Source organism: Brevibacterium sp. BRM-1, assembly GCF_026802075.1.
Lineage (GTDB): Bacteria > Actinomycetota > Actinomycetes > Actinomycetales > Brevibacteriaceae > Brevibacterium > Brevibacterium rongguiense.
Map to the genome: position 1 here is coordinate 317,349 of NZ_CP113788.1, position 24,995 is coordinate 342,343.

At 72.7% G+C, this 24,995-nt stretch carries 20 protein-coding genes and 3 tRNA genes; 13 read left to right on the forward strand and 10 right to left on the reverse strand.

The window, feature by feature from the left end; all coding sequences use genetic code 11:
- Position 1: 1 nt before the first annotated feature.
- From BRM1_RS01405 to BRM1_RS01420, 4 genes are all read right to left on the reverse strand, one after another.
- On the reverse strand, positions 2-1,336 hold the full coding sequence (locus tag BRM1_RS01405) for a PIG-L deacetylase family protein (protein WP_268527453.1): 1,335 nt from the start codon (positions 1,334-1,336) through the stop codon (positions 2-4).
- On the reverse strand, positions 1,333-2,514 hold the full coding sequence (locus BRM1_RS01410; RefSeq protein ID WP_268527455.1) for an acyl-CoA dehydrogenase: 1,182 nt from the start codon (positions 2,512-2,514) through the stop codon (positions 1,333-1,335). Before BRM1_RS01410 ends, BRM1_RS01405 begins: the two co-directional genes overlap by 4 nt.
- Positions 2,515-2,810: 296 nt before the next feature.
- The gene (locus tag BRM1_RS01415) at positions 2,811-3,386 is read right to left on the reverse strand and encodes an AAA family ATPase (RefSeq protein WP_160953011.1); all 576 of its coding nucleotides are present in this window, start codon (positions 3,384-3,386) and stop codon (positions 2,811-2,813) included.
- Between the two features lie 33 nt (positions 3,387-3,419).
- Positions 3,420-3,495 (reverse strand) — tRNA-Arg (locus BRM1_RS01420).
- Positions 3,496-3,646: 151 nt separating this feature from the next.
- On the opposite strand from BRM1_RS01420, the gene BRM1_RS01425 reads away from it, so the two are divergent.
- From BRM1_RS01425 to ettA, 5 genes are all read left to right on the forward strand, one after another.
- Entirely contained in the window at positions 3,647-5,356 is a 1,710-nt protein-coding gene (locus BRM1_RS01425) for a dynamin family protein (RefSeq protein ID WP_268527458.1), read from the forward strand.
- Positions 5,353-6,936 (forward strand): GTPase, encoded by a 1,584-nt coding sequence (locus BRM1_RS01430; protein WP_160953012.1) that lies wholly within the window; start codon positions 5,353-5,355, stop codon positions 6,934-6,936. The genes BRM1_RS01425 and BRM1_RS01430 overlap by 4 nt, the downstream gene beginning before the upstream one ends.
- A 231-nt stretch (positions 6,937-7,167) precedes the next feature.
- Positions 7,168-7,791, forward strand: coding sequence for a single-stranded DNA-binding protein (locus BRM1_RS01435; RefSeq protein ID WP_160953013.1), 624 nt, complete (start codon positions 7,168-7,170; stop codon positions 7,789-7,791).
- 149 nt (positions 7,792-7,940) lie between these two features.
- Positions 7,941-8,576, forward strand: a complete 636-nt coding sequence (locus tag BRM1_RS01440) for a DUF6993 domain-containing protein (RefSeq protein ID WP_268527461.1) — start codon at positions 7,941-7,943, stop codon at positions 8,574-8,576.
- 60 nt (positions 8,577-8,636) lie between these two features.
- Complete coding sequence (gene ettA / locus BRM1_RS01445) at positions 8,637-10,319, forward strand: energy-dependent translational throttle protein EttA (protein WP_160953014.1); 1,683 nt, start codon at positions 8,637-8,639, stop codon at positions 10,317-10,319.
- Between the two features lie 120 nt (positions 10,320-10,439).
- Here the strand turns inward: ettA and BRM1_RS01450 are convergent, their stop codons facing one another.
- Entirely contained in the window at positions 10,440-11,330 is an 891-nt protein-coding gene (locus BRM1_RS01450; RefSeq protein WP_160953015.1) for an acyl-CoA thioesterase, read from the reverse strand.
- A 108-nt stretch (positions 11,331-11,438) separates the two neighbouring features.
- Between BRM1_RS01450 and BRM1_RS01455 the strand changes: the two genes are divergently transcribed.
- Together BRM1_RS01455 and BRM1_RS01460 are read left to right on the forward strand one after the other, a co-directional pair.
- Positions 11,439-11,981, forward strand: coding sequence for an acyl-CoA thioesterase (locus BRM1_RS01455; RefSeq protein ID WP_160953016.1), 543 nt, complete (start codon positions 11,439-11,441; stop codon positions 11,979-11,981).
- A complete protein-coding gene (locus BRM1_RS01460; RefSeq protein WP_268527463.1) occupies positions 11,978-12,862 on the forward strand; it encodes a hypothetical protein in 885 nt (294 codons plus the stop codon). Before BRM1_RS01455 ends, BRM1_RS01460 begins: the two co-directional genes overlap by 4 nt.
- 184 nt (positions 12,863-13,046) lie before the next feature.
- Here the strand turns inward: BRM1_RS01460 and BRM1_RS01465 are convergent, their stop codons facing one another.
- From BRM1_RS01465 to pepN, 3 genes are all read right to left on the reverse strand, one after another.
- On the reverse strand, positions 13,047-13,487 hold the full coding sequence (locus tag BRM1_RS01465) for a globin (protein ID WP_268527465.1): 441 nt from the start codon (positions 13,485-13,487) through the stop codon (positions 13,047-13,049).
- A complete protein-coding gene (locus BRM1_RS01470) occupies positions 13,484-14,548 on the reverse strand; it encodes a mechanosensitive ion channel family protein (protein ID WP_268527467.1) in 1,065 nt (354 codons plus the stop codon). Before BRM1_RS01470 ends, BRM1_RS01465 begins: the two co-directional genes overlap by 4 nt.
- Before the next feature lie 278 nt (positions 14,549-14,826).
- Positions 14,827-17,445 carry an aminopeptidase N gene (gene pepN / locus BRM1_RS01475; protein ID WP_268527468.1) on the reverse strand — a complete coding sequence of 873 codons (2,619 nt, stop codon included), beginning with the start codon at positions 17,443-17,445 and terminating at the stop codon, positions 14,827-14,829.
- A 148-nt stretch (positions 17,446-17,593) separates the two neighbouring features.
- Between pepN and BRM1_RS01480 the strand changes: the two genes are divergently transcribed.
- The 3 genes from BRM1_RS01480 to katG all read left to right on the forward strand — a co-directional run bounded on the left by BRM1_RS01480 (position 17,594) and on the right by katG (position 21,395).
- A complete protein-coding gene (locus BRM1_RS01480; protein WP_268527470.1) occupies positions 17,594-18,199 on the forward strand; it encodes a mycothiol-dependent nitroreductase Rv2466c family protein in 606 nt (201 codons plus the stop codon).
- Between the two features lie 133 nt (positions 18,200-18,332).
- The gene (locus BRM1_RS01485; protein ID WP_268527472.1) at positions 18,333-18,800 is read left to right on the forward strand and encodes a ribose-5-phosphate isomerase; all 468 of its coding nucleotides are present in this window, start codon (positions 18,333-18,335) and stop codon (positions 18,798-18,800) included.
- Positions 18,801-19,103: 303 nt separating this feature from the next.
- Positions 19,104-21,395, forward strand: coding sequence for a catalase/peroxidase HPI (gene katG, locus BRM1_RS01490; RefSeq protein WP_442864335.1), 2,292 nt, complete (start codon positions 19,104-19,106; stop codon positions 21,393-21,395).
- 278 nt (positions 21,396-21,673) lie between these two features.
- On the opposite strand, the gene BRM1_RS01495 is transcribed toward katG, so the two are convergent.
- The gene (locus BRM1_RS01495) at positions 21,674-22,084 is read right to left on the reverse strand and encodes a GNAT family N-acetyltransferase (RefSeq protein WP_268527474.1); all 411 of its coding nucleotides are present in this window, start codon (positions 22,082-22,084) and stop codon (positions 21,674-21,676) included.
- Positions 22,085-22,345: 261 nt separating this feature from the next.
- A tRNA-Gly gene (locus tag BRM1_RS01500) sits at positions 22,346-22,419 on the reverse strand.
- Positions 22,420-22,602: 183 nt separating this feature from the next.
- Between BRM1_RS01500 and BRM1_RS01505 the strand changes: the two genes are divergently transcribed.
- From BRM1_RS01505 to BRM1_RS01515, 3 genes are all read left to right on the forward strand, one after another.
- Positions 22,603-22,676: transfer RNA gene (locus tag BRM1_RS01505), tRNA-Pro, on the forward strand.
- A 187-nt stretch (positions 22,677-22,863) separates the two neighbouring features.
- Entirely contained in the window at positions 22,864-23,811 is a 948-nt protein-coding gene (locus tag BRM1_RS01510; RefSeq protein WP_268527476.1) for an ABC transporter substrate-binding protein, read from the forward strand.
- A gap of 13 nt (positions 23,812-23,824) precedes the next feature.
- Positions 23,825-24,994, forward strand: coding sequence for an ABC transporter ATP-binding protein (locus tag BRM1_RS01515; RefSeq protein WP_268527480.1), 1,170 nt, complete (start codon positions 23,825-23,827; stop codon positions 24,992-24,994).
- Position 24,995: the final 1 nt, after the last annotated feature.

Here is a 24,995-nt window from a genome sequence, read left to right on the forward strand (position 1 = left end):
CTCAGCGCTCCGGATCGGGCCGGTGGGCGGGCGAGGCGCGCACGAGGATCTCCACGTCCCGGTCGCGGTAGCGGGCGAACTCGTCCAGCAGCCCGGCGGCCGCGAAGCGGTGGTGGATGGCGGCCGGCGACAGCGGCCAGCCGGCGATCGGGTGCTGCCAGTGGCAGTAGACGACCGTCGCCGCCGGCGCGAGGCTGCCGCGGATGCGCTCGAGCAGGCGGGCGTTCTGCGCGGGGCTGAGGAAGTAGGCGGTCTCGGACACGACGACGAGGTCGAAGGTCCCGGCGGGCCACTCCTCGGGAACCCGGGCGCGCTCGAGCTCCACCGTGTCCGGCACGTGGGCTCGGGCGGCGGCGATGGCGGCAGGCGAGGCGTCGAGGGCCAGCACAGCGGCGGCGCGCTCGGCGAGCGCCGCTGCGAGCCAGCCCGTCGACGAGCCCACCTCGAGGGCGCGCTCATAGCGGCGCTGGGGCAGCATCGCCACGGTGATGGCGCGCTTGCGCTCCTCGTACCAGCGCTCGTGGGCGCCCCACGGTTCGGGCCGGCGGCGGTGGAGGGCGTCGAGCGCATCGTCGCGCAGCTCGCCGCGCGGGACGGCCACGAACCACTCGGTGTCCCGGTCGAAGTGCGCGAGCATGCCCGGCTGCAGGATCGCCTCGTCACCCGGCGCATCCGACAGGGGTGCCACCTGGGAGGCGTGCGCGGCGAGCGCGGCGCGCTTGGCCGCCCGAGCCTGCGCACCCAGCGGGAGCGCGCGGACGTCTGCCCAGTGCAGGGCGTCCGGGGCCTGCGCGTGGTAGAGCCAGATGGGGTACTCGACGAGTTCGGCGTCGCAGCGCAGGGCGGCGACCCGGCCCGCGCGGCCCACGGCCTCGTGGTCGGGGTGCCCGTCGTGGGAGTACGGCGCCGCCAGCAGCGTGCCGGCGGCCTCGCCCAGTCGTTCGACGACGGCGTGCACCAGCTCCTCCTCACGCGCGGCGATCCCGCCGTCGGGCATGCCGAGCACCGAGACGTGGGCCGGCTCGACGCCCAGGCATTCCGCGGCGGCGTGCAGCTCCGCCTCCCGGACGCGGGCCAGTTCGCGCGGCGAGTGCGTGGGGGAGTCCGGATGGGATGCCTCGCCGAGCGAGGCGACGATGACCTCGACGTCGCAGCCGGCGGCGACCGCCGTGGCGATGAGTCCTGCCGCGCCCAAGGTCTCGTCATCCGGGTGCGCCGCGAGGACCACGACTCGGCCGTAGGGCCGCAGGTCGAGCCGGGCGGGCTCCTCGGCCGCCGCGCGTTCGGCCCACGCCTGAGCCGGGGTGCCGGCGCCGAGGTGCGTGAAGGCGCTCATCGGCCGCCGGCTTCCGCGCGCTGCCCGTCGGCAGCCGCGCGCGGTGCGTCGGCCCCGGTGGACCCTGTCGTTGCCGCGGGGTCGCGGCGGGCCGCGATGAGCGCGCGGCCCAGGGCGGCGACGTCGCGCTCGGCGTGGTGCTGGCGGACGTAGAGCCGCAGGTCGGACACGCGGGTCAGGTGCTCCCGGTCGAGCGCGAGGGGGGCCGGGCCCATCGCGTGGTCGGCCAGCGCGATGACCTCATCGGCGGCCTGGGCGACCGCGCTGCGCGCGCGCAGGGCCCACGTGCCACGTGCCTCGGAGCCATCATCCGCGGGGGTGTCTGCTGCGGCGGCGGCCTCGCCGAGCGCTGCGCGGGCGGCCCGCAGGACGAGGTCGAGGCGGCCGGCATGGAGGGCTGCGACCTGGTCCGGTTCCCGGCCGGAGAAGTGGCGGAAGGCCCGCTCGGCGATGGCCACGGCGCCGCCGTACCAGATCGCTGCCACGCCCACCCCGCCCCAGGCGAAGCCCGGCCGCTCGAGGTACCAGCCCGGGCCGCCCACGGGCAGCGCGGGGGCGGAGTCCAGGCGCACCTCGGCGGTGGTGATCGCGGCCAGACCGTGGGGCTGCCACGCGGAGGCGTCGCCCACAGTGACACCGGGCTGCCCGAGGTCGACGGCGAACAGGCCCCGGCGCCCGTCCGGGTAGGCGGCGGTGATGAGCGCGGCGCTCGCACGGTCGGCCAGCGAGCACCAGGGCTTGGTGCCGGTGAGGCTCCAGGCGCCGTCTGCACCCTGTGCGGCCTCGACCCGCAGACCGGGGGCTTCGGCGGCGTAGACTGCCCAGCGGGCGGCGGTGCCGGCATCGACGTCGATGCCGGTGGGTGAGGGCGAGGCAGGATTGGGGGACCCGGCGCCGCCTGTGAGCGCCTCGGCGAGGATGGCGCGCGCGTCGAGGTGGGGCTCGGCGGCGCGCGCCACGGTCAGGTCCGCGGCGCCGATGGCGGCGAGCGCCGACCAGCGCAGCGCGGTCGCACTCGAACCGGGCAGTGGGAGGTCGCCCGCCCAGGCATCGGCGGCCGCGAGCGCGGCGCCGATGGGGTCGGGGGCCGCCGCGGCAGCGCGGGCCTGGGCGAAGGCGTCGACCACGGCGCCGCGGTCCTGTGGCGAGGTGCCCGGGATGAGGAGAAGGGGATTCACCGGGGGCGCTCCTTGCCTGTGGACGTCTCCACCGCGGACTCCGCGGTGCGAGTGGGGCGGTGTGGCCGCGCGCGAGAACTCCGGCGCGGCTGCTGCAAGGCTACTTGTCCCGCCGTGGAGGCGGCAACGCGCACTCGCTTCCGCGAGCGTTGCCACCGGGCCGGAGGGGTTCTGGACTAAAGCCCCTGGTCGACGCCAGCGCAGACACAGAGGCACCTCGGGCAGGTCCCCGGGCATCATCGAATTCACCCTGGCTCGAGCACTCAAGCCGCTTGCTGTGCGGCCCGCGCGTGTCCTCAGTGCTGTGTGCCCTCGCCCGCAAGCGAGCGCAGCCACGCCTCCGCCTGGCGGGGCGAGGACAGGACGAGGGTGCGCAGCCCGGGGTGCGCCTCGGCGGCAGTGCGGACCGCGCGGCGGATGCGCGCGCGAGTGGCCCAGCCCCAGCGCACGATGTGCTCGGGGTCGGTGAAGAAGGTGCGCAGCGGCGGTTCGCGATTGTCCGCCCACAGGGGCTCATCGCGCAGGCGGCGGCGCAGCGTGCGCAGCACGAGTCGGGTCAGGTGCACGTGGGGCGCGTAGTCCAGGTGGACGAGCAGCTGAGCGCGTCCGGCGAGCAGGTCGCCCACGTGCTCGCGGTACTGCCACTCGGTGATCCAGGCACTCTGGGCGCTCAGGCGCTCCACCCTCGCAGCGAAGTCCGGCAGCGGCCTCCAGCCGGGACCGTGGAAGAGGGCGTCGATCTCCGTGTGCGGGATGCCAGTGAGGTTCGCGGCCCGCCTTGCGAGAGTCGTCTTCCCGGTCCCGGAGGGTCCGGCGATGAGGATGCGCGCGGCCGGGGGAGTGCCGTGAAGAGGCGGGGCGGTGCGTGCCATGGCGCCTCCCGCCCCTCCGTGCCTCCGGGTCCCTGGTGCCCCCACCCGGACTCGAACCGGGAACCTACGGATTAGAAGGCCGTTGCTCTATCCATTGAGCTATGGAGGCGCGCCGGATCGCCCGGCGCCCACACACTACTACGAGGTTCGCGCTCGCCGCGGTGCACCGGGCACGGTGCCGGAGCGCACGCGGCCCGGAATCCGGGGGCTCACCGGCGTGGTGAGTGGAGAGTCTGAGAGAAAGCGGAGAAGGTGGACGCGTGACTCATGCATCCGACGAACAGGCGCTGCGGCCGGGCATCGGGTCCGCGCTGCGCGACCTCGCCGCCCGCGTGCACGCCACGCGCTTCCCCCTGCGGACCCCGGACGGGGTGCGCGGGCACGAACTCGTGCGCAGCATCGGCGACCAGCTCGACGACTACCTCCTGCCGCGACTCGCGCACGCGGACGCGCCGCTGCTCGTGGTCGTGGGCGGGTCGACCGGCGCCGGCAAGTCCACCCTCGTGAACTCGATGATCGGCGCCGAGGTCTCCGCCGCCAGCGCGCTCAGGCCCACCACCCGCTGGCCGGTACTCGTGCACAACCCGGCGGACTCCGCGCACTTCGGCGACCCCGCCCGCGTACTCCCCGGCCTGCGCCGCGTCGCCCGCTCCGAGCAGCGCGGGGACGACCCGCAGCTGCGCCTCGTCTCCTCCGAGGCGGTGCCCCCTGGGCTGGCGCTCATCGACTCGCCGGACATCGATTCGGTCGAGGCGGACAACCGGGCGCTCGCCCGCCAGCTCCTCGCCGCCGCGGACCTGTGGCTGTTCGTCACGACCGCGGCGCGCTATGCCGATGCGATGCCGTGGGAGCTGCTCGCGGACTGCTCGGAGCGCGGCACCGCCGTGGCCATCGTGCTCGACCGCGTGCCCGCCGCCGCGAACCGGGAGGTCCGCCACCACCTGGGCGAGCTGCTCGCCGCCCAGGGCCTGGAGTCCGCCCCCATCTTCACCGTGCCGGAGCTTAACCTGCGCGACGGGATGATCCCCGATGCCGCGATCTTCCCGCTCCAGTCATGGGTGCTCAACCTGGGGCGCAGCGAGCGCGCCCGCGAACGCGTCATGGCCCGCACCCTGGCCGGCGCCCTGCGGGCCGTGCCCCCGCGCATCGAGGCGCTGGCGGACTGCGCCGCCGAGCAGGAGGCCGCCCACGATGGACTGTCCCGCAGCGTCGACGTGGCCTTCGCCCACGCCGCCGACGAGCTCGCCCGCGCGCTCGTGGGCGGGCGCGCCCTGCGCGGCGAGGTGCTGGCCCGCTGGCAGGACTTCGTGGGCGCCGGGCAGTTCTTCCGCGGCCTCGAGCCCACCGTCGCCCGCCTGCGCGACCGCATCACCTCCGCCGTCACCGGCCGCCGCGACACGGCGGAGCCACTCGAGAACGCGATCGCCGGCGCCGTATCCGTGCTCGTGCGCGAGCAGGCAGTCGAGGCCGTCGCGGCCACCTCGCGGCAGTGGCAGGACTCGCCGGCCGGTGCCGCGATCGTGCAGGCCAATCCGGAGATGACGCGCCTGCCGGCCGACTTCGACGCCCGCCTGCGCGCCCTGGTGGGGGAGTGGATCGACGACGTCAACAAGCTCGTCGGCGAGGTCGGGCAGAGCAAGCGGGCCCGCGCCCGCATCCTGTCCTTCGGCGTCAACGGCGTCGCGGCCGTCCTCATGATCGGCGTCTTCTGCGGCATCGGCGGCGACCGCGGACCCCAGCAGCGCACCTCGACCGCACTCGTGGCCGACAAGCTGCTCGTGACGATCTTCGGCGAGGACGTCACGCGCGACCTCGCCGTCGCCGCGCGCCGCAGCCTCCTCACGGACGCCGGCGCACTGCTGCGCGCCTGCCGCGCCCCCTACGACCATGCGCTCGCGGTCTCCGAGGTGCCCGCGCGCCAGGCCGGTGCCCTGCGCGGGGCCGCCGCCCGATTGGAGGAACTGCTGTGACCAGCGAGTCCACCCGCAGCGAGATCAAGCGCCGGGCGGCGGGCATCCGCGCCGCGCTCAACGCCCAGGCTGGTGCGCTGAGCGCGCAGACCGCGACGGCCGCCGCCGAGCTCCTGGGCCGCGCCGAGCAGCGCCAGGGGCTGGGCGACGACTTCACCGTCGTCGCGTTCGCCGGCTCGACCGGCTCGGGCAAATCGAGCCTGTTCAACGCCGTCTCCGGGCTGGAGATCGCCCAGGTGGGCGTCCGCCGGCCCACCACGTCGAAGCCCACCGCGTGCGTGTGGGGCAGCGGCGGCGAGGACCTGCTCGACTGGCTCGAGGTGCCCGCGGAGAACCGCACGTGGCGCGAGAGCGCCCTCGACGGCCACGATGAGGAGGCCCTCCACGGCCTCGTGCTCCTCGACCTGCCCGACCACGACTCGACGGCGCAGGCCCACCGCGTGGAGTCCGACCGCCTCGTCGGCATGGTCGATGTGGTCCTGTGGATCGTCGACCCGCAGAAGTACGCCGACTACGCGCTGCACTCGCGCTACCTCACCCGGCTGGCCGAGTACTCCGACAGCGTCGTGGTCGTCCTCAACCAGGTCGACCGGCTCGCCTTCGACGAGCGCAGGGCCACAGCCGACCACCTCCGCAAGCTGCTCGAGCACGATGGGCTGGCCGACGCCGAGGTGCGACTGGCCTCCGCGGCCACCCGCGAGGGCGTGCCCGAGCTGCGCACCCTGCTGCAGGAGACCGTTTCCGCACACGATGCGGCCGGTGAGCGCCTCGTCGCCGATCTGCAGGCCATGGGCCAGCGGATCCGCGGCGAACTCGGCGAACCCGTCGCGGATCCCGAGCAGCTTGCCGGCGCGGACAGGCTCGTGGCCGCCATGGAGGAGGCTGCCGGCGTCGAGGCGCTGGCCCAGACCGTGCACGACGACTACCTGCGCCGGGCCTACCGGGTGAGCGCGTACCCCGTGCTCGCCCGCCTGCAGCGCGGCAAGCCGGACCCGCTGGGTGCCCGCCACGGTGGCGACCGGGACGATCTGCTGCGCGCCGGCGTGCCGGAGACCAGCCCCGCCCAGAGCGCGCGGGTCAACCTCGCCGCCCACGAATTCGTCGCCGAGGCCACTGCCGGCCTGCCGTTGAGCTGGCGGGATTCCGTGAGCTCGGCGGAGAAGCGCGGCACCGCGCAGCTCACCGAGACCCTTGACGAGGCGGTGACAGGCGTGCACCTGGAGCGCCCCACGCCCGGCTGGTGGGGGGCGGCACGGTTCTTCCAGGTGCTGTTCTTCGTCCTCACGATCATCGGCGCGCTGGCCCTGGTCGCAGGGATCATCGCCGCAGTGCTGGGCCTGCTCGATGGGAGCCCGCTGCTGTGGATCGTGCCCGCTGGGGTGCTCGTGCTCGGCGCCGTGGGCTCGCTGATCACTTCCGTCCTGGCCGCGGGCGCCCGCCTTCGCGGTGCCGATCGCGCTGCGGCCCAGGTGCGCGAGCGCATGGCCGATGCCATTGGCCGGGCCGCCGCAGGCTCATACTTCGCGCCGATCGCACAGGTCCTCGCCGAGCACCGGGCCATCTACGACGCGCTGCGCTGAGGCTGGCGCTGCCAAGCGCGCGCGTGCGCCGCGCGGAGCCTCTGTACTGAGCGGGTTCCCCGTGCGGCCGCGGCGGCTGCGAGCGGTGGAAGGCCCGCGCCCGGTGTGAGGTGGTGGCTGGGGACGCCGGAGGTGCGTCCACAGCGCCCGCCGTTTGCCCGGGGTGCGCGTCCGCCGCGTGATCTCCTCTGAGCACGGCCCTGCCTGGGCCCGGACTCAGAAGGAGACACCATGAAGATCCTCAACCACTTCATCGGCACGGTCGGCTCAGAGCCGCGCGCGGGCACGACCGCGGACGGCAAGCGCTGGCTGAGCTTCCGGATGGCCGTCTCCCATGACGGCTTCAATCCGTCCACCGGCGCCTTCGAGGAGTACGACACCACCTGGTTCGACGTGTCGGCCTTCGGCGCGCTGGCCGAGAACCTCTTCGCCTCCCTGCACAAGGGCGAGCCCGTCATCGTCGTCGGCCGGCTGCGCGTGCGCGAGTGGCAGACCGAGGAGAAGTCCGGCTCCACCCCGCAGGTCGTCGCGGAGATGGTGGGCCACAACATGCGCTTCGGAGCCACGCGCTTCAGCCGCGCGGCCAAGCGCCCCGACGGCGGCGAGACCGCCCAGGAGACCGTCCCGGGCACGGCGGGCGCACCCGGGGCCGGCGGTGGTGGCCCCGGCGGTGCCGCCGCGGGTGCAGGAGGCCCCGGCAAGGAGCGCGCGGTCGAGGGAGGAGCGGGAGCGGGCGGGCGCGCTGCCCAGACCCAGCGTCGCGGTTCCGAGGGCTCCGCTGACGAGGCGGACGGTGAGCGCAGCCTCGTGGGCGCCGGTGCGGACGGCGGGGGCGGTGATTCCCCGCCGTTCTGACCGAGGGCGGGCTCCGTTCGGGGTTCGGCGCACTCGGGCGCGTTCGCCCCGGCCTCCGGAGCTCCTCGTGCTGTGTCGCGCGGGCCCAGGCAGGGCCCCGCGGCGGTGCGCTGGCCGCTCGTGGGCCGGTTCGCGGTAGGCTTGCGGGCGTGAGCAACAGCATCCTCCGGGCAGCGCCCGTCGCAGTCGCATGTGCCGGCCTCGCCGCGCTCAGCGGGTGCGGCTTCTTCGGCCCCAAGGGCAATGCGCCCAAGACCGAGGAGAAGGAGGTGCCCGCCGCGGTCGACAAGGTCGCCGCCGCGCTCAAGCCGCTCACCGACGCGGGCACGATGCCCGACAGCAAGCAGTTCTTCGCCGCCATGACCAAGGCCGGGTACGCCAAGAAGAACCTGGAGACGACGATCGACTCCTCTCCTCTCAAGCACGATGTGCCCGCCAAGATGTTCGGCGTCAAGGTCAAGGAGGGCTGCGTCGTCGGCGAGATCCGCGACGGCAAGGTCACCGCCGAGCTCATGCCCCCGATGAAGTCCGATGGCACCTGCCTCATGGGCAAGGTCGAGCGGCCCAAGGGCGTGAAGGCGCCCACCGGCGAGCAGCGCCGCAGCGGCGACACCGACAACGGGGCGGGCCACCTGCCCGGCGATGACCTCAACAACCCCAAGTCGACGCAGTCGCCGAGCTCCGGCAGCGCTTCGACGTCCGGCGGATCGCCCGGCTCCAGTGGCTCGAACTCGGGAGACTCGGACGGCGACTCCGATTCCGGCGGCGGCCTGGGCGGCAACTGAGCGCCTGCCCACGCGCCCCGACTGGCAGGCCACCGGCCCGGCGGATAACCTGGGACCACTATGGCCGAATTCATTTACACCATGCACAAGGCGCGCAAGGCGCACGGTGACAAAGTCATCCTCGACGACGTGTCGATGTCCTTCTACCCGGGGGCCAAGATCGGCATGGTCGGGCCCAACGGCGCCGGCAAGTCGACGATCCTCAAGATCATGGCCGGCCTCGATCAGCCCTCGAACGGCGAGGCCCGCCTGAGCCCCGGCTACACCGTGGGGATCCTCCAGCAGGAGCCGCCGCTCAACGAGGACAAGACCGTCCTCGGCAACGTCGAAGAGGGCGTGGGCGAGATCAAGGCGAAGGTCGACCGCTACAACGAGATCTCCGAGCTCATGGCGGATCCGGAGGCGGACTTCGACGCGCTCATGGAGGAGATGGGCAAGCTGCAGGAGGCCATCGACGCGGCCGACGCCTGGGATCTCGACTCGCAGCTCGAGCAGGCCATGGACGCGCTGCGCTGCCCGCCGCCGGACACCCCGGTGACCAACCTGTCCGGCGGTGAGCGCCGCCGCGTGGCGCTGTGCAAGCTGCTGCTGGAGAAGCCGGATCTGCTGCTCCTCGACGAGCCCACCAACCACCTCGACGCCGAATCGGTGCTCTGGCTCGAGCAGCACCTGGCCAGCTACCCCGGCGCCGTCATCGCCGTGACCCACGACCGGTACTTCCTCGACCACGTCGCACAGTGGATCGCGGAGGTCGACCGCGGCCACCTCTACCCCTACGAGGGCAACTACTCCACCTACCTGGAGAAGAAGCAGGAGCGCCTCAAGGTCCAGGGCAAGAAGGACCAGAAGCTGCAGAAGCGCCTGAAGGAAGAGCTCGAGTGGGTCCGCTCGAACGCGAAGGCCCGCCAGACGAAGTCGAAGGCGCGCCTCAACCGATACGAGGAGATGGCCGCGGAGGCGGAGAAGACCCGCAAGCTCGACTTCGAGGAGATCCAGATCCCGCCGGGCCCGCGCCTGGGCGACATCGTCATCGAGGCGAAGGACCTGGAGAAGGGCTTCGACGGCCGCCTCCTCATCGACGACCTGTCCTTCACTCTGCCGCGCAACGGAATCGTGGGCGTCATCGGCCCGAACGGCGTGGGCAAGACGACGCTGTTCAAGTCGATCGTGGGCCTCGAGGAGATCGACGGCGGCAACCTCAAGGTCGGCGAGACCGTGCGGATCAGCTACGTCGACCAGTCCCGCGGCGGCATCGACCCGGACAAGTCGCTCTGGGAGGTCGTCTCCGACGGCCTGGACTTCATCCAGGTGGGCGCGGTGGAGATGCCCTCGCGCGCCTACGTCTCCGCGTTCGGCTTCAAGGGCCCTGACCAGCAGAAGAAGGCCGGGGTGCTCTCCGGCGGTGAGCGCAACCGGCTCAACCTCGCCCTCACCCTCAAGCAGGGCGGCAACCTGCTGCTCCTCGACGAGCCCACCAACGACCTCGACGTCGAGACCCTGGGCTCGCTGGAGAACGCGCTCCTCGACTTCCCCGGCTGCGCCGTGGTCACCTCGCACGATCGCTGGTTCCTCGACCGCGTCGCCACCCACATCCTGGCCTGGGAGGGCACGGAGGACAATCCCGCGAACTGGTACTGGTTCGAGGGCAACTTCGAGGCCTATGAGAAGAACAAGGTCGAGCGCCTGGGTGAGGAGGCCGCACGCCCCCACCGCATCACCCACCGCCGCCTCACGCGCGACTGAGCCTCACCCGCGCCTGCGGTTCACGCAAGGGGGCGCCGCCCGGCACTGCCGGGCGGCGCCCCCTTTCGCATGCGCGGGCCGGCGGTGAGTCCCACTGCGTTCCTGCCCACAGGGGCGGTGCTACTCCTTGACGCGCACCATGCCCTGCTGGGCCACCGAGGCGAGCAGGCGCCCATCGCGGCTGAAGATCCGGCCGATGCCCAGGCCGCGCCCGTTCTCCGCGGCGGGGGAGCGGTAGTCGAAGAGCAGCCAGTCGTTGAAGTCGATGGGGGCGTGCCACCACATCGCGTGGTCGAGGCTCGCCATGCGCAGGCGGGCGTCGCTCCAGCTCAGCCCGTGCGCGCGCAGGGTGGGCTCGAGGAGGCTGTAGTCCGAGGCGTAGGCCGCGGCGGCCGCGTTGCGCACCGGGTCCGTGGGGAAGGCGGTCGCCGCGCGCAGCCAGAAGCGCTGGTCGGGTGCCTGGGGGCCGTGGAAGTGCGAGTGGATCTCCCCGCCGATGGGCCGGATGTCGAAGGGGCGCTTGAGCACCCAGCCGGCCACGTGCGGGTTGTCCGAGGCGGCGAGCATGTCCTGCAGCGGGGCAACGTCCTCGGGCCGCGGGACGCCGGCGGGCATCTCGTCGTGGTGCTCGAGGCCCGACTGCCGGAGCTGGAACGAGGCGATGCCGGAGAAGATGGGCGTGCCGTCCTGATAGGCCTGGACGCGGCGCGTGGTGAAGGACCCGCCGTCGCGCAGGTCCTCGACGCCCAACAGCAGCTCGACGTCGTCGTGGCCCGCGCGCAGGAAGTAGCCGTGGAACGAGTGGATGGGCCGGTCATCGTCGACCGTGGCCGACGTGGCCATGACGCACTGGGAGAGCACCTGGCCGCCGAACAGCCGCCCGCCGGGCTTGGGCTGGTTCCACGCGCGGAACGCGTGTGCCTCGCCGCCCGGGCCGGGTCCGCCCAGCGGCTCGAGGTCGAGCACGCGTGCGAGCTCGGCCATGTTCGCAGCGTTCTGCGCATCGTCCATGTGTCCTCCTGCTTGACTGCGATCAGCTTAGCCGCCGCCCACGGCGCCCAGGACACCGCGCGCACCCGCCCGCCGCGGTCCCCGGCCCCCGATGGCAAGATGGGGCGCATGGAACGCACCCCACACGATCCGCTCATCGCGGGCCCCTTCACCCGCGTGCTGCTCGAGCTGCGCTGGGGCGATATGGACGCGTACGGCCACGTGAACAATGTGACCCAGGTTCGGCTGCTGGAGGAGGCGCGCGTGCGCGCGTTCGGCTCGCCCACCGCGGCCCGCGATGCCGCGCCCTCGGATCCCGCGGACGGCGCCGCCCCCTCCGTGTTCGGCGTGCCGATCCCGCCGGTCTTCCGCGCCGCCTCGGCGGACACGGACATCCTCGTGTCCACGCACACCGTCGAGTACCGGCTGCCCATTCCCTACAGGGAGGGCCCGATCGCCGTCGACGTCGTCATCAGCCGGGTGAGCCCCGTGACGATCACGGTGGGCTACGTCGTCCTCGAGCCCGACGAGTCGCGGGTCTACACGGTGGCGGAGACCGACGTCGTCTTCGTCGATCCGGACTCCGGCCGTGCCCGCCGTCTGCGCGAGGACGAGGTCGAGGCGCTCGGCCGGGTCGTCGTCGACCCGATTCCGCTCAAGCGCCGCCGGTGAGCATCGCCCTGCCCAGCGCGGCCGCGCTGGCCGACTGGCAGACGCTGGTCGAGCGCGCCCGCCGCGCGGATCCCGAGGCCGCGATCCGGCTGAGCGCCGCCGGCTCGACGCTCGTGCTCACGTGCGCGCCGCTCTATCCCGCGAGCCTGGGCGACGGCATGCCGCTGGTGCTGGGGATGCGCATGATCCGCCTCGCCGACTCCTCGGCCGACGGCCTCGATGCCGTGGTGCCGGCGGCGGCGCTCCTCGACCGCTTCGCCCGCGCGAACCCGCGCGGTTCCCTGCACATCGGCGTGCCGCCGCAGGAGGTGCACGCCGCCTGGGCCGGCATCGCGCCTCCGCGCGGGGGCTGGTCGGCCGCGGGCAGCGTGCCCGCCGCGGTGCTGCACGCTATCGCCCGCGCCGGCATCGCGGAGATCGCACGGGGCACACCGGAGGGCTCGGGGGCGCACGCGGTGGCCGCGCTGCGCCGCCGCGTCTGGGGCCGCAGCCTCGTCGAGGCGGGTGGGGCCGCCGAGCGGCTGGGCGCCCCCGACTCAACCGAGGGGGCGGGCGCCGCCGACACCACCGAGGGGATGGGCACCGGCGACTCCGCCCAGGGGGTGGGCGCCGCCGATACCGCCGAGGGGATGGGCGCCGCCGGCACCGCCCAGGCCGCCGGCACCACCGGGGCCGACAACGCCTCGGCCCGCGCACGACCCGCTGAGCCGGCCGGCGGTGCCTCGCCGGTGCTCGGCCTCCTTCCGGCGGGTGCGGCGTTCGGGATGGACGCGCTCGGATTCCTGGCCGCGGGCTCCGAGCCGGCGACCGTCTTCGCCAGCGGGCCCTGGCTGCGGCTGAGCACCCGCGGCGGGCACATCCTCACCCGAGCCAGCGGGTGACACAGCGACTCCCTGGAGCGGGTGACTCCGCCTCTTCCGGCGCGAATGGCTCGGCTTCTCCCCGGCGCGAATGCCTCCGCCCCTCCCCGAAGCGAAGAATGGCTCGGCTGCGCCCCGCAGCCGGTGGCTCTGCCCCCCCCGCGGCTGGGCGGGCCAGCCGGTGACCCGGTGCCCCGCGCGCGGCTCAGCGCGATTCCGGCAGCCCGGGCCCCTCGGTGGCGCCCTCGGGGCTGTTGACCATGGCCGTCGCGGCCCGCTCGAAGTAGTCCCACATCATGGCGTCGTACATGGGCGGCACCTCGATCGCATCGAGCGCGGCGCGCATGTGGACGAGCCACCGGTCGCGGGCCTGCGGGGTGACGGGGAACGGCAGGTGGCGCATGCGCAGGCGCGGGTGGCCGCGCTCCTGCGAATAGGTGCCAGGGCCGCCGAAGTACTGCTCGAGGAAGCTCTGCAGCCGGTGCTTGGCGCCCGTGAGGTCCGCGCCGTCCGGGTACATGGAGATGAGCAGCTCGTCCTGTGCGACCCCGGCGTAGAACTCGTCGACGAGCTTCGTGAAGGTCGCGTGCCCGCCGATCATCGCGTAGAAGCTGTCCGGGCGCTGCAGCGAGACATGGTCGATCATGCGCCGTCACCGGCCGTATCGCCGTCGGTCGGAGTGCTGGAGGGCGCCGTGGCGGCCGCCTGCACCGGGTCGGGCATCGTGGTGAGGACCGTCTGCTCCGGCAGGGCGATGGCGATGCCGCGCCGATCGAGCTGGCGCTTGATCTCCGCGCGGTAGGCCCGCGCCACCGCCCACTGCTGGTTGGGCTTGGTCTTGATGAGCGTGCGGATCGTCATGGACGTGCCGGTGAGCTCCTGGACGCCCAGCACCTCCGGGTCCTCGATGATGTCCGGGCCGATCGTGGGCGACTTGCGCAGGTTCGCGATCGCGGTGTGGACGATCTCGTCGATGAGCGTCTGCGAGGCGTTGTAGGGCATGGGGATGTCCATGACCGCGCGCGCCCAGCCCTGCGACTGGTTGCCCACCCGCAGGATCTCGCCGTTGCGCACGTGCCACAGCGTGCCGTCGGAGCCGCGCACCTTCGTGATCCGCAGGCCCACCCCCTCGACGACGCCGATCGCCTCGCCCAGGTCCACGGAGTCGCCGATCCCGTACTGGTCCTCGACGACGATGAAGAAGCCGCTCAGGTAGTCCTTGACGAGCGACTGCGCCCCGAAGCCGATCGCGACGCCGGCGACGCCCGCGGACGCGAGGATGGGCGTCGGGTCGAAGCCGAGCTCCTGAAGCACGAAGAGCGAGGCGATGATGAAGACGATGATCGTGGTGAACGACGACAGCATCGAGCCGACGGTCCGGGCCCGCTGGGCGCGGCGCTTGAGCGTCTCCTCGTCCGCGCGGGCGTCCGTGCGATGGCGCGCGGGCTCGACCTGCTGCTCGTCGGCCCCGGAGGAGGAGAAGCGGCGCCGGGACACGGCGGTCGTGCCGTCGGCGATCTTGTGGGCGAAGTTGCGGATCGCCTTGCGCAGCACGATGTTGATGAGCACGGCCACGACGATGATGATCGCGATGCGCAGCGGCGTGCCGAGGATGAACTCCCAGTTGATGGCGGCCAGCTGGGCGGCGGCCGCGGACAGGGAGCCCGGCAGCGAGGGTGAGGCGAGGGTGAGGAGGTCGTTCGTCATATCGCCTCCGAGGCTACCGGCGGAGTCTGAGCGCGGCTCCAAGGTGCGGCTGAGGCCGCGCCCAGGAACACCGGCCGGGCTCGTGCGCACGCCGGCCGCGCCCGGGTGCCCGCGCCGCGGGCCGGGCCCCGCTCCGCCGCCGAGGCGCGCCCGCCCCGCGCCGGCCGAGCGCGGTTGGCAGCGGGGCCCGCTGCCAACCGGCGCGGGCTCCGCTGCAGGTCAGCGGGGCACTCCCGCCTATCGGGGCGGCCATCCGGTGCGGGCGGGGCCTTGCGCGCTCAGGCGCCTTCGCGGTCGGCGGCGCGGATGGCGAGCGCGCGCTCGGCGGTGTCGAGGTTCTCCCGCATGAGCCGCACCAGCCCCTTCGGGGCGGCGGGGTGAGAGTCCAGCCACACCCGCGTGGCGGCGACGGCCGCCTCGGAGGCCGGCGGATAGAGGGCGAGCGTGAGGGTCTGCGCGATCTCGAGGGTGCGTGTCTCCCACCACCCGGCGAGCCGGGCGAAGTACTCGGCGGCGAACGCGTCGAGCGGCGCCTCGGCTGCCACCGGGCTGCCGTCGGGGCGCTCCAGCCCGATGCCGAACCCGCGGGCGATCGCCGCGACCATGGCGTTGGGCAGCTCGCGGTCCTCGCTGAGCATGGTGAAGGCCCGCGACTTCGCCTCCGAGGTGGCCGGCGCGGCCAGCGCGGTCGCGGCCGCGCGGCGGCCTGCGGCGGTGTCGTCGGACTCGCGCCAGCGCGCGATTGCCTCGGCGTCGAGCCGCTCGGCGGCGGCCAGCGCGATGATGAGCTCCCAGCGCAGGTCCGTGTCGATGACGATGCCGGCCGGCGCCTCGGCGGAACCGGCGAGGATCGCCGCGAGGCGGTCGAGCTGGTCCGGCGTTTGGGCGTGCTTGACGAAGGCCTGGAAGCACTGGAACTGCTGGTCCGAGCCGGCGGGGGCGGTGGCGAGCATGTCCCACAGCGCCGCGGCGAGCCGCGCGCGGGCGGCGGAGCGCGCCTCGGGCGCCAGATAGGAGCCCAGTGCGGTGGCGAGCTGGCGGAACTGGACGAGCAGGGCGGTGGACTGCTCGATCGAGGGCAGGTGGCGGGTGAGCGCTGCGATGTAGTCGCTGACCGGCAGCTCGCCGTCGCGGACCATGTCCCACAGCGTGGTGAGCACGATGACCTGCGTGAGCGAGTCCTCGAAGCCGTCGAGGCGGGCCAGCACCGTCGCGAGGGTGGCCTCGTCGAAGCGGACCTTGGCGTAGGACAGGTCCGCGTCGTTGACGATGATCGCGTCCGGGCGCGGCCCGCCCAGGTCGAGTGGCACCTCGGCGAGTGCGGAGTCGAGGTCGACCTCCGCGAACCCCGTGCGGACCAGGGTGCGGCCTTCGAGCGCGTAGAGGCCCACGCCGATCCGGTGGGGGCGCAGTGAGGGCACCGGCTGCCCGGCGATGGCGAACGGCTCCTGCACGAGCGCCAGCCGGGTCAGGCGGCCCTGCTCATCGGTCTCGACGAGCGGGCGCACGACGTTGATGCCGGACTCCTGGAGCCACAGGCGGGTCCAGGAGTCGAGATCGCGGCCCGATGCCTCGCTCAGCGCGCGCAGCAGGTCGGGCAGCTCAGTGTTGGACCAGCTGTGCGCGTCGAAGTAGGCCTTGAGGCCGCCGAAGAAGTTCTCCCGCCCCACCCAGGCGACGAGCTGCTTGAGCACGGAGGCGCCCTTCGCGTACGTGATGCCGTCGAAGTTGACCTCGACATCGGCGAGGTCCTCGATGGGCGCGACGATGGGGTGGGTGCTCGGCAGCTGGTCCTGGCGGTAGGCCCACGACTTCTCCAGCGAGGCGAACGTCGTCCACGCGGAGGCGAACTCGGTGGCCTCGGCAGTGGCCAGCGTGGACATGAATTCCGCGAACGACTCGTTGAGCCACAGGTCGTTCCACCACTTCATCGTGACGAGGTCGCCGAACCACATGTGCGCGAGCTCGTGGAGGATCGTGACGGCCCGGCGCTCGACGATCGCCTCCGTGGGGCGGGAGCGGAAGACGTAGTTCTCCACGATCGTCACGGCCCCGGCGTTCTCCATGGCGCCCGCATTGAACTCGGGGACGAAGAGCTGGTCGTACTTCTCGAACGGATAGGGCGTGTCGAACGCGGCCTCGTAGAACTCGAAGCCGGCCTTCGTGATGCCGATGATCGCCTGGGCATCCAGGTACTCGAACAGCGAGGCGCGGCAGTAGACACCCAGTGCGACCTCCTCCCCGTCGGAGCTGCGCACCGCGTCGTGCACGCTCCGGTAGGGTCCGGCGATGATGGCGGTGATGTAGCTGGAGATCGGGGGAGTGGGGGCGAAGATCCAGGCCGCGAGGCCCTCCGCCGCGATGTTGAGCCCGCCCGCGATGGCCGCCGGGTCCTCCGGCTGCGGGGTGGGCGCGTTGGACACGACCGTCCAGGCCTGCGGGGCCAGCACCGTGAACGAGAAGCTCGCCTTGAGGTCCGGCTGCTCGAACACGGCGAAGACGCGGCGGGAGTCCGGGACCTCGAACTGCGAGTAGAGGTAGACCTCGTCGTCGACCGGATCGACGAACCGGTGCATCCCCTCACCGGTGTTCATGTAGAAGAAGCGGGCGTCGACGACGAGCTCGTTCTCCGCGGCCAGGTGCGGCAGCTCGATGCGGGCATCCCCGCGCAGTGCCGCGGCGTCGAGCTCCTCGCCGTTGAGGACCAGCCGGTCGACGGACGCGGTGATCGCGTCGATGAACGAGGAGGCGCCCTCGTGCGCGGTGAAGCGCACGGTGGTCACGGACCGGAACGTCTCTCCCTGCCCGTCGAGGACGAGGGTGACGTCGTAGGACGTCACGGACAGGAGCGAGGCGCGCTCCGCGGCTTCGACGCGTGTGAGATTGTGCTGTGGCACTGAGACCCTTCCCGCATTTTCCGGATTCTGCCCGCCGTTTGAAATGATGGGGGCGATCCCATTGTTCCACGTACGCACGGCGTCGGCCCGGCCACCGGTCCGCTGCCCGCGCAGACCCGGCACCCGCCCACCGCTTCAAGGAGGCCCCATGGCGAAGAGCACGATGGATTTCTGGTTCGACCCGATCTGCCCGTGGGCGTGGATGACCTCGCGCTGGGCCGTGGAGGTGGAGAAGGTCCGCGACGTCACGGTCCGCTTCCACGTCATGAGCCTGTCCGTGCTCAACGAGGGCCGCGAGCTGCCGGCGGAGTACCGGGCGAAGATGGATGCCGTCTGGGGCCCGGTGCGCGTCGTCATCGCCGCCGCCGACCAGCACGGCGAGGAGGTCATCGAGCCCCTCTACACCGCCATGGGCACGCTCATCCACCCGGGCGGCCGCGACGACTGGGACGGCGTCATCGCCGATGCGCTCGCCCAGGTGGGCCTGCCGGCCGAACTGGCGCAGTACGCCCACTCCGAGGAGTACGACGAGAAGCTGCGCGCCTCCCACCGGGAGGGCATCGAGAAGGTGGGCGAGGACGTGGGCACCCCCGTCATCGCCGTGGGCGACGTCGCGTTCTTCGGCCCCGTCGTCTCGCCGGCCCCGAAGGGCGAGGAGGCCGGGCGCCTCTACGACGGCGTGCTCGCCGTCGCCGGCGTCCCCGGGTTCTTCGAGCTCAAGCGCACCCGCACGACCGGCCCCGTCTTCGACTGAGCCGCACGGGCCGCCGGGTCCGGCAGCACCTGCCGGACCCGCAGGCCCAGCCGGTGCGCGGCGGCCCGGCCGCCCCGGCACCCGCACGACACACCCACACCCCGGCCGCACGCGGCCGGGGAGAAAGGCGGACATGAGAGTCCATCTCGGAACGGACCACGCAGGATTCGAGTTCAAGGAAGCGCTGCGCGAGCACCTCGCGCAGGTCGGCCACGAGGTGGTCGACCACGGCGCGAAGGCCTTCGACGCCCAGGACGACTACCCGGCGTTCTGCATCGCCGCCGCCCGGGCGGCCGTGGACGAGCGCGCCGCGGGCCAGGACGCGCTCGCCGTCGTCATCGGAGGCTCCGGCAACGGTGAGCAGATCGCGGCCAACAAGGTGCCCGGCGCCCGCGCCGCGCTCGCCTGGAACACGGAGACCGCGAAGCTCGCCCGCGAGCACAACGACGCCCAGATCGTCGCGGTGGGAGCGCGCCAGCACCCGCAGGACGAGGCCTTCGCCATCGTCGATGCGTTCCTCGCCGCCGCGTTCAGCGACGACGAGCGCCACGTGCGCCGCCTGCGCATCATCGCCGACTACGAGGCGACCGGCGAGGTCTGAGCCGCCCCGCACCTCGGAGGCCCGGGTGCTCAGGCGGCCGGTTGGCACTCGGGCGGACCGGCAGGCCCGGAAGTCCGCCGCGCCCGAGGCGCGCGGGCGCGGGTGCCGGCCCGTGCCTCGGCGGCGGGAGGCCGCGCGCGCGTGCCCGCTGGCCGGACAGGCCCTCTGCGCGCGCGCACGGCTGGCCTAGGCTCACAGGCACAGGCCCGCCGCCTCGGTGACCGCGTCACCGAGCACGAAGACAGCACCGAACCACGCAGGCGCCCGGTCCCGCAGCCGGGCGCAGCACCACAGGAGGAAGACATGACCGACCCCATGAACGGCTGCCCCGTGCCCCACGGCGCTGGCAAGGACGAGCCCGCCCCGCAGCACGGCCACGCCCCGCAGATCAACCAGGCCGTCGACGAGCCCGATGCGATGGGCGAGCGCCTGCTCAGCCCCACCGAGGGCGACGCCAACCAGCAGTGGTGGCCCAAGCACCTGAACCTGCGCGTCCTCGCGCACAACCCGCAGGAGCTGCGCCCCACCGACCCGGACTTCGACTACGCGGCCGAGTTCGCCAAGCTCGACCTGGACGAGGTCAAGGCGGACATCTCCGCGCTGCTCACCGAGTCCCAGGACTGGTGGCCCGCGGACTTCGGCAACTACGGCCCGCTGCTCGTGCGCACCGCCTGGCACTCCGCGGGCACCTACCGCGTCATGGACGGCCGCGGTGGCGCGGGCGCCGGGCAGCAGCGCTTCGCCCCGCTCAACAGCTGGCCGGACAACGTGGGCCTCGACAAGGGCCGCCGCGTCCTGTGGCCCGTGAAGAAGAAGTACGGCCAGGCGCTGTCCTGGGCCGATCTCCTCGTGCTCGCCGGCACGGTGGCCCTCGAGCAGATGGGCCTCGACACGATCGGCTGGGCCGGCGGCCGCGACGACGTCTGGGAGCCCGAGGACGTCTACTGGGGCGCCGAGACCACCTGGCTGGGCACGGACGCGCGCTACAACGGCACGAACACGACTACCCGTGAGCTCGAGAAGCCGTTCGGCGCGACGACGATGGGCCTCATCTACGTCAACCCGGAGGGCCCCGAGGGCAACCCGGACCCGGAGCTCGCGGCCCACGACATCCGCGAGACGTTCGGGCGCATGAGCATGAACGACGAGGAGACCGTCGCGCTCATCGCCGGCGGCCACACGTTCGGCAAGACCCACGGCGCGGCGCCCGATGCCGAGTACGTGGGCGAGGAGCCCGAGGCGGCACCGCTCGAGCAGCAGGGCCTGGGCTGGAAGAACAGCTACGGCACCGGGCGCGGGGACGACCAGGTCTCCTCCGGCATCGAGGTCACCTGGACCTACCACCCCACCCGGTGGGACAACGAGTTCTTCCACATCCTCTTCGCCTACGAGTGGGAGCCCACCACCGGCGAGGGCGGGCACATCCACTGGCGGCCCAAGGACGGCGCGGGCCGCGACATGGTCCCCATGGCCCACTCCGATGCCTTCCGCGAGCCGCGCATGCTCACCACGGACGTGGCGCTGCGCGTGGATCCGGAGTACGAGAAGATCTCCCGGAAGTTCAAGGACGACCAGGCCGCGTTCACGCAGGCGTTCGCCCGCGCGTGGTTCAAGCTCACGCACCGCGACCTGGGCCCCAGCTCCCGGTACCTGGGCGACAAGGCGCCGCAGGAGGAGTTCATCTGGCAGGACCCGCTGCCCGCGCGCCCCGCGCAGGTGATCGGCGAGGCGCAGATCGCGGACCTCACCCGGGCGATCCTGGACTCCGGGCTCACCGTCTCGCAGCTCGTGAAGACGGCCTGGGCCTCGGCCTCGAGCTTCCGCGGCAGCGACAAGCGCGGCGGTGCGGACGGCGCGCGCATCCGCCTGCAGCCCATGCGCGACTGGGAGGTCAACGAGCCGGCGCAGCTGTCTGCGGTGCTCGATGTCTACGAGGGCATCAAGCGCGACTTCGATGCTGCCCACGCGCCGTACGAGGTCTCGCTCGCCGACCTCATCGTGCTGGGCGGGGCCGTGGCCGTGCAGAAGGCGGCGGCCGATGCCGGCGTCCAGATCGACCTGCCGTTCACCCAGGGCCGCGTCGATGCCAGCCAGGAGCAGACGGACATCGAGGCGTTCAAGTTCCTCGAGCCGGCCGCCGACGGCTTCCGCAACTACCAGTCCGATGCCGTCCGCGTGCCCGCCGAGCACCTGCTCGTGGACCGCTCGGAGCTGCTCAAGCTCACGGCGCCGGAGATGACGGCGCTGGTGGGCGGCATGCGCGTGCTGGGCGCGAACTACCAGGATTCGCAGCTGGGCGTCCTCACGGATCGCCCGGGCCAGCTGACGAACGACTACTTCGTCAACATCCTGGAGCTCGGCAACGACTGGATCGCCGAGGACAAGGCGCGCACGGTCTTCCGCTGCGTCGACGCCGTCACCGGCGAGGAGAAGTGGAAGGGCACGCGCGCGGACCTCGTGTTCGCCTCGAACTCCGAGCTGCGCGCGCTGGCCGAGGTCTACGCGAGCGATGACGCGAAGGAGAAGTTCGTGCGCGACTTCGCCCGCGCATGGCAGAAGGTCGCGGAGAACGACCGCTTCGACCTGCACCGCTGAGGCGCTGCGGTCGCTGGGCTGCGGCTGAGCGGCTGAGGCTGATCGGCTGAGGCCGATGGGCTGCGGCTGAGCGGCTGATGCAGCAGGGCCCGGACACCCTGTGGTGTCCGGGCCCCTCGCTGTGTGTGCCGCCGTGTGCGCCGCCAGGCGGGCGCGGCGGTGGTGAGGATGCGGAGTGCGAGGCTGTGGAGCTCGGCGGGTCGCAGGCCGGCGGCGGGGAGCGACTGTCCACCGTCGAATCCGCAGGTCCGGCCGCGCCCCGCGCGGCTTGGGCGCGCCTAGGACGTGACTGCGGCCCGCAGCGCGCCCGGCCTGCGAACACCGGCACCGGCAAGCCCCGTGAACCCGCGCGCGGTGTAGAACGGCACGAGGTCCTCGTCGCACGTGAGGTCTATCGAGTACATGTCGTCGAGTTCGGCGACGAGGCGGCGCAGCAGCTCGGACCCGATGCCCCGTCCCTGATGGCTGGGCAGCACTTCCAGCCACGGAATGAAGGCAGTGAGCAGCCCGTCGCTGATGGCATTGGCCAATCCCACCGGTCGCCCGCACTCCAGCGCCCACACCCGCCGGTGGCTCGCGTCCATGACGCGCACGAGCATCTCCGGGGTGGGCGGCGCGGGCCAGCCGACGAAGAATCCCTCGGCCTGCGCGGGATGGACGGCGTGCTGCGCGGTCTCGTAGGTGATCATCGCCCCAGTGAACCACGGTGCGGAAAGAACCACGGTGCGGACGGCAGGCCGTGGGGGACGGCGGTGCAGGCGCCGGAGGGCAGCCGGTCAATCGCCCCGAACTGGGACCGCGCGCGGCTGGCCGAACGGGGCCGATTCATCGTGTCTGCTTCCCACGACGCGCCCCGTTGGGTCATAGTGGGTCACGAATGGGGGTTGAGAGGCAAGAAAGGTTGCTATTTCCACAACCGAATTAACCACTCTCACCAGGCAGAACACCGGTGGAGGGGATGACGGGAATCGAACCCGCACCATCAGTTTGGAAGACTGAGGCTCTACCATTGAGCTACATCCCCGAGTTGCTCCGTTGACTGTAGTGCACCCCCAGGGCGATGCCAAATCCCACGGCGATCCCACTGCGCACTCCGGTCCCGTCCCGGTGCGCCCCGGCCTCACCCCGATGCCGTTGCCGTGCGCGTCGCGCGACCGGCCGTGTCGACCCGCTACGATGGTGGCGTTGCAGGGCGTCGTACCTGTACCGGGATGTAGCGCAGCTTGGTAGCGCATCTGCTTTGGGAGCAGAGGGTCGCAGGTTCAAATCCTGTCATCCCGACCGTGCCTCGTCCGACCGTCCCCACCTCGCGTGGGCCGCCACCGGTTTCGACAACCGCAGTTGCTGCCGCCCACTCCCACGCATCGCGCGCATCGGCTAACGTGGACTCAGTCCGGACCCGCAGCGAACGCGCTCCGACATCCGCCGCACTCGGCCGGTTTTCAACCCTACGAGGAGATCGCGCACTATGACCCCCACACTTCACGCCCCCGCGCGCCGCCGTGCGCTCGCCCTGTCCGCCGCCGCGCTCGTGGGCGCCCTCAGCCTGGCCGGCTGCGGCGGAGACCCCCTCTCCGGCGGTGACGACAAGAAGGACGGCGACTCGAAGACCGTCACCGTCTCCTCGGCCAACTTCCCGGAGTCCGAGGTCATCGGCAACCTCTACGCCGGTGCGCTCAAGGCCAAGGGCGTCGAGGTCGAGGAGAAGTTCAACATCGGCTCCCGCGAGGCCTACATTCCCGCCCTCGAGGACGGCTCGATCGACGTAGTGCCGGACTACACGGGCAACCTGCTGAGCTTCCTCGACGAGAAGGCCGACATCAGCAGCCCGGAGAAGATCGACGCGGAGCTGCCCAAGGCGCTCGACGCCAAGGGGCTGACGATGCTCGACAAGGCCCCGGCCGAGGACAAGGACTCCATGACGGTGACGGCGGACACCGCCAAGCAGTGGAGCCTCAAGTCGATCGGCGACCTCAAGGCCCACAACGCAGACCTCACGGTGGGCGCCCCGCCCGAGTTCCAGAAGCGCTCGGTGGGCCTGCCCGGCCTGGAGAAGCTCTACGGCGTCAAGCCCGCGAAGTTCGAGGCGATCTCCGACGGCGGCGGCCCGGCAACGGTCAAGGCGCTCACCGACGGCAAGGTCAAGGCCGCCAACATCTTCACGACCAGCCCGGCGATCAAGGCAAACGGGCTCGTCGTCCTCGAGGATCCCAAGGACAACTTCCCGGCGCAGAACGTCATCCCGGTCATGAAGGCCGATGGCGCCAGCGATGAGGTCAAGGACGCGCTCAACGCCGTTTCGAAGCAGCTGTCCACCGATGAGCTGCGCAAGCTCAACGACGAGGTCTCCGGCGACGCGAAGACGGAGCCGTCCAAGGCCGCGGAGGACTGGCTCAAGGAGAAGGGACTCGGCTGAGGCGGGCCCGGCGATGACCTCCAGCGCCTCCTCCCAACAGCCCGCCGCCGCGAGCGGCACCGAGACCCCGGGCGGCTCGGCGCCGTCCATCGTCTTCGAGCACGTGACGAAGACGTACCCGGACGGCACCACGGCCATCGACGACCTCAGCCTTGAGGTGCCCGCCGGCTCGCTCACCGCCTTCGTGGGCCCCAGCGGCTGCGGCAAGACCACGAGCATGCGGATGATCAACCGGATGGTCACCCCCACCTCGGGGCGGATCCTCGTGGGCGGGCAGGACATCGCGGGGCAGCGCCCCACCGCGCTGCGCCGCTCGATGGGCTACGTCCTCCAGGACGCGGGCCTGTTCCCGCACCTCACGGCGCTCGACAACGTCGCGGCCCTGCTGCGCCTGGACGGCCGGTCGAAGGGCCAGGCGCGCGAGGGCGCCGAGGCCGCGCTGCGCCTCGTGCGCCTCTACCCGGAGCTCGACCGCCGCTATCCCGCGCAGCTCTCCGGCGGCCAGCAGCAGCGCGTGGGCGTGGCCCGCGCGCTCGCCGCGGACCCGCCCGTCCTCCTCATGGACGAGCCATTCAGCGCTGTTGACCCCGTGGTGCGCGGCGAGCTCCAGCAGGAGCTCATCCGGCTGCGCGGGCAGCTGTCGCAGACCATCGTCTTCGTCACCCACGACATCGACGAGGCCCTGCTCCTGGGCGACCGCCTCGCCGTCTTCGGCCCCGGTGGCCGGCTCCACCAGTTCGCGACGGGCCGCGAGATCCTCACGGACCCCGCCGATGCCTTCGTCGCGGAGATGGTGGGCCGCGACCGCGGGTTCCGGGCACTGGGCTTCGAGGCCGCCGAGGTGCCGGTCACGCCCCCGCTGCCCGGTCCGGATCCCGCACTGGTCCGGCCCGCCGCCGAGGTGGCGGGCGAGGACTGGGCGCTGCGCCTGGACGCGGAGTCCAAGCCGGTCCGCTGGGAGGGCCCCGCCGGCTCCGTCATCGTCGGCACGCTGTGCCACCGCGGCGGCGACCTGCGCCTGGCGCTCGACTCGGTGCTGTCGTCCCCGGCAGGGCCCGGCATCGCCGTGGACGAGGCGGGCGCCTTCGCGGGGTTCATCGACCGCACCGCGGTGCTCGCCCGCATCGACACGACCACGCCCGCCGGCGGCGGGCGCCCGGGCGCCGCGGACACGGAGGTCTGAG

Coding starts and splice junctions, on each gene's coding strand:
- BRM1_RS01405 (WP_268527453.1), bottom strand. CDS start 1,336: ATGAGCGCCTTCACGCACCTCGGCGCCGGCACCCCGGCTCAGGCGTGG.
- BRM1_RS01415 (WP_160953011.1), bottom strand. CDS start 3,386: ATGGCACGCACCGCCCCGCCTCTTCACGGCACTCCCCCGGCCGCGCGC.
- BRM1_RS01435 (WP_160953013.1), top strand. CDS start 7,168: ATGAAGATCCTCAACCACTTCATCGGCACGGTCGGCTCAGAGCCGCGC.
- ettA (WP_160953014.1), top strand. CDS start 8,637: ATGGCCGAATTCATTTACACCATGCACAAGGCGCGCAAGGCGCACGGT.
- BRM1_RS01450 (WP_160953015.1), bottom strand. CDS start 11,330: ATGGACGATGCGCAGAACGCTGCGAACATGGCCGAGCTCGCACGCGTG.
- BRM1_RS01455 (WP_160953016.1), top strand. CDS start 11,439: ATGGAACGCACCCCACACGATCCGCTCATCGCGGGCCCCTTCACCCGC.
- BRM1_RS01465 (WP_268527465.1), bottom strand. CDS start 13,487: ATGATCGACCATGTCTCGCTGCAGCGCCCGGACAGCTTCTACGCGATG.
- BRM1_RS01470 (WP_268527467.1), bottom strand. CDS start 14,548: ATGACGAACGACCTCCTCACCCTCGCCTCACCCTCGCTGCCGGGCTCC.
- BRM1_RS01480 (WP_268527470.1), top strand. CDS start 17,594: ATGGCGAAGAGCACGATGGATTTCTGGTTCGACCCGATCTGCCCGTGG.
- BRM1_RS01485 (WP_268527472.1), top strand. CDS start 18,333: ATGAGAGTCCATCTCGGAACGGACCACGCAGGATTCGAGTTCAAGGAA.
- katG (WP_442864335.1), top strand. CDS start 19,104: ATGACCGACCCCATGAACGGCTGCCCCGTGCCCCACGGCGCTGGCAAG.
- BRM1_RS01495 (WP_268527474.1), bottom strand. CDS start 22,084: ATGATCACCTACGAGACCGCGCAGCACGCCGTCCATCCCGCGCAGGCC.
- BRM1_RS01510 (WP_268527476.1), top strand. CDS start 22,864: ATGACCCCCACACTTCACGCCCCCGCGCGCCGCCGTGCGCTCGCCCTG.
- BRM1_RS01515 (WP_268527480.1), top strand. CDS start 23,825: ATGACCTCCAGCGCCTCCTCCCAACAGCCCGCCGCCGCGAGCGGCACC.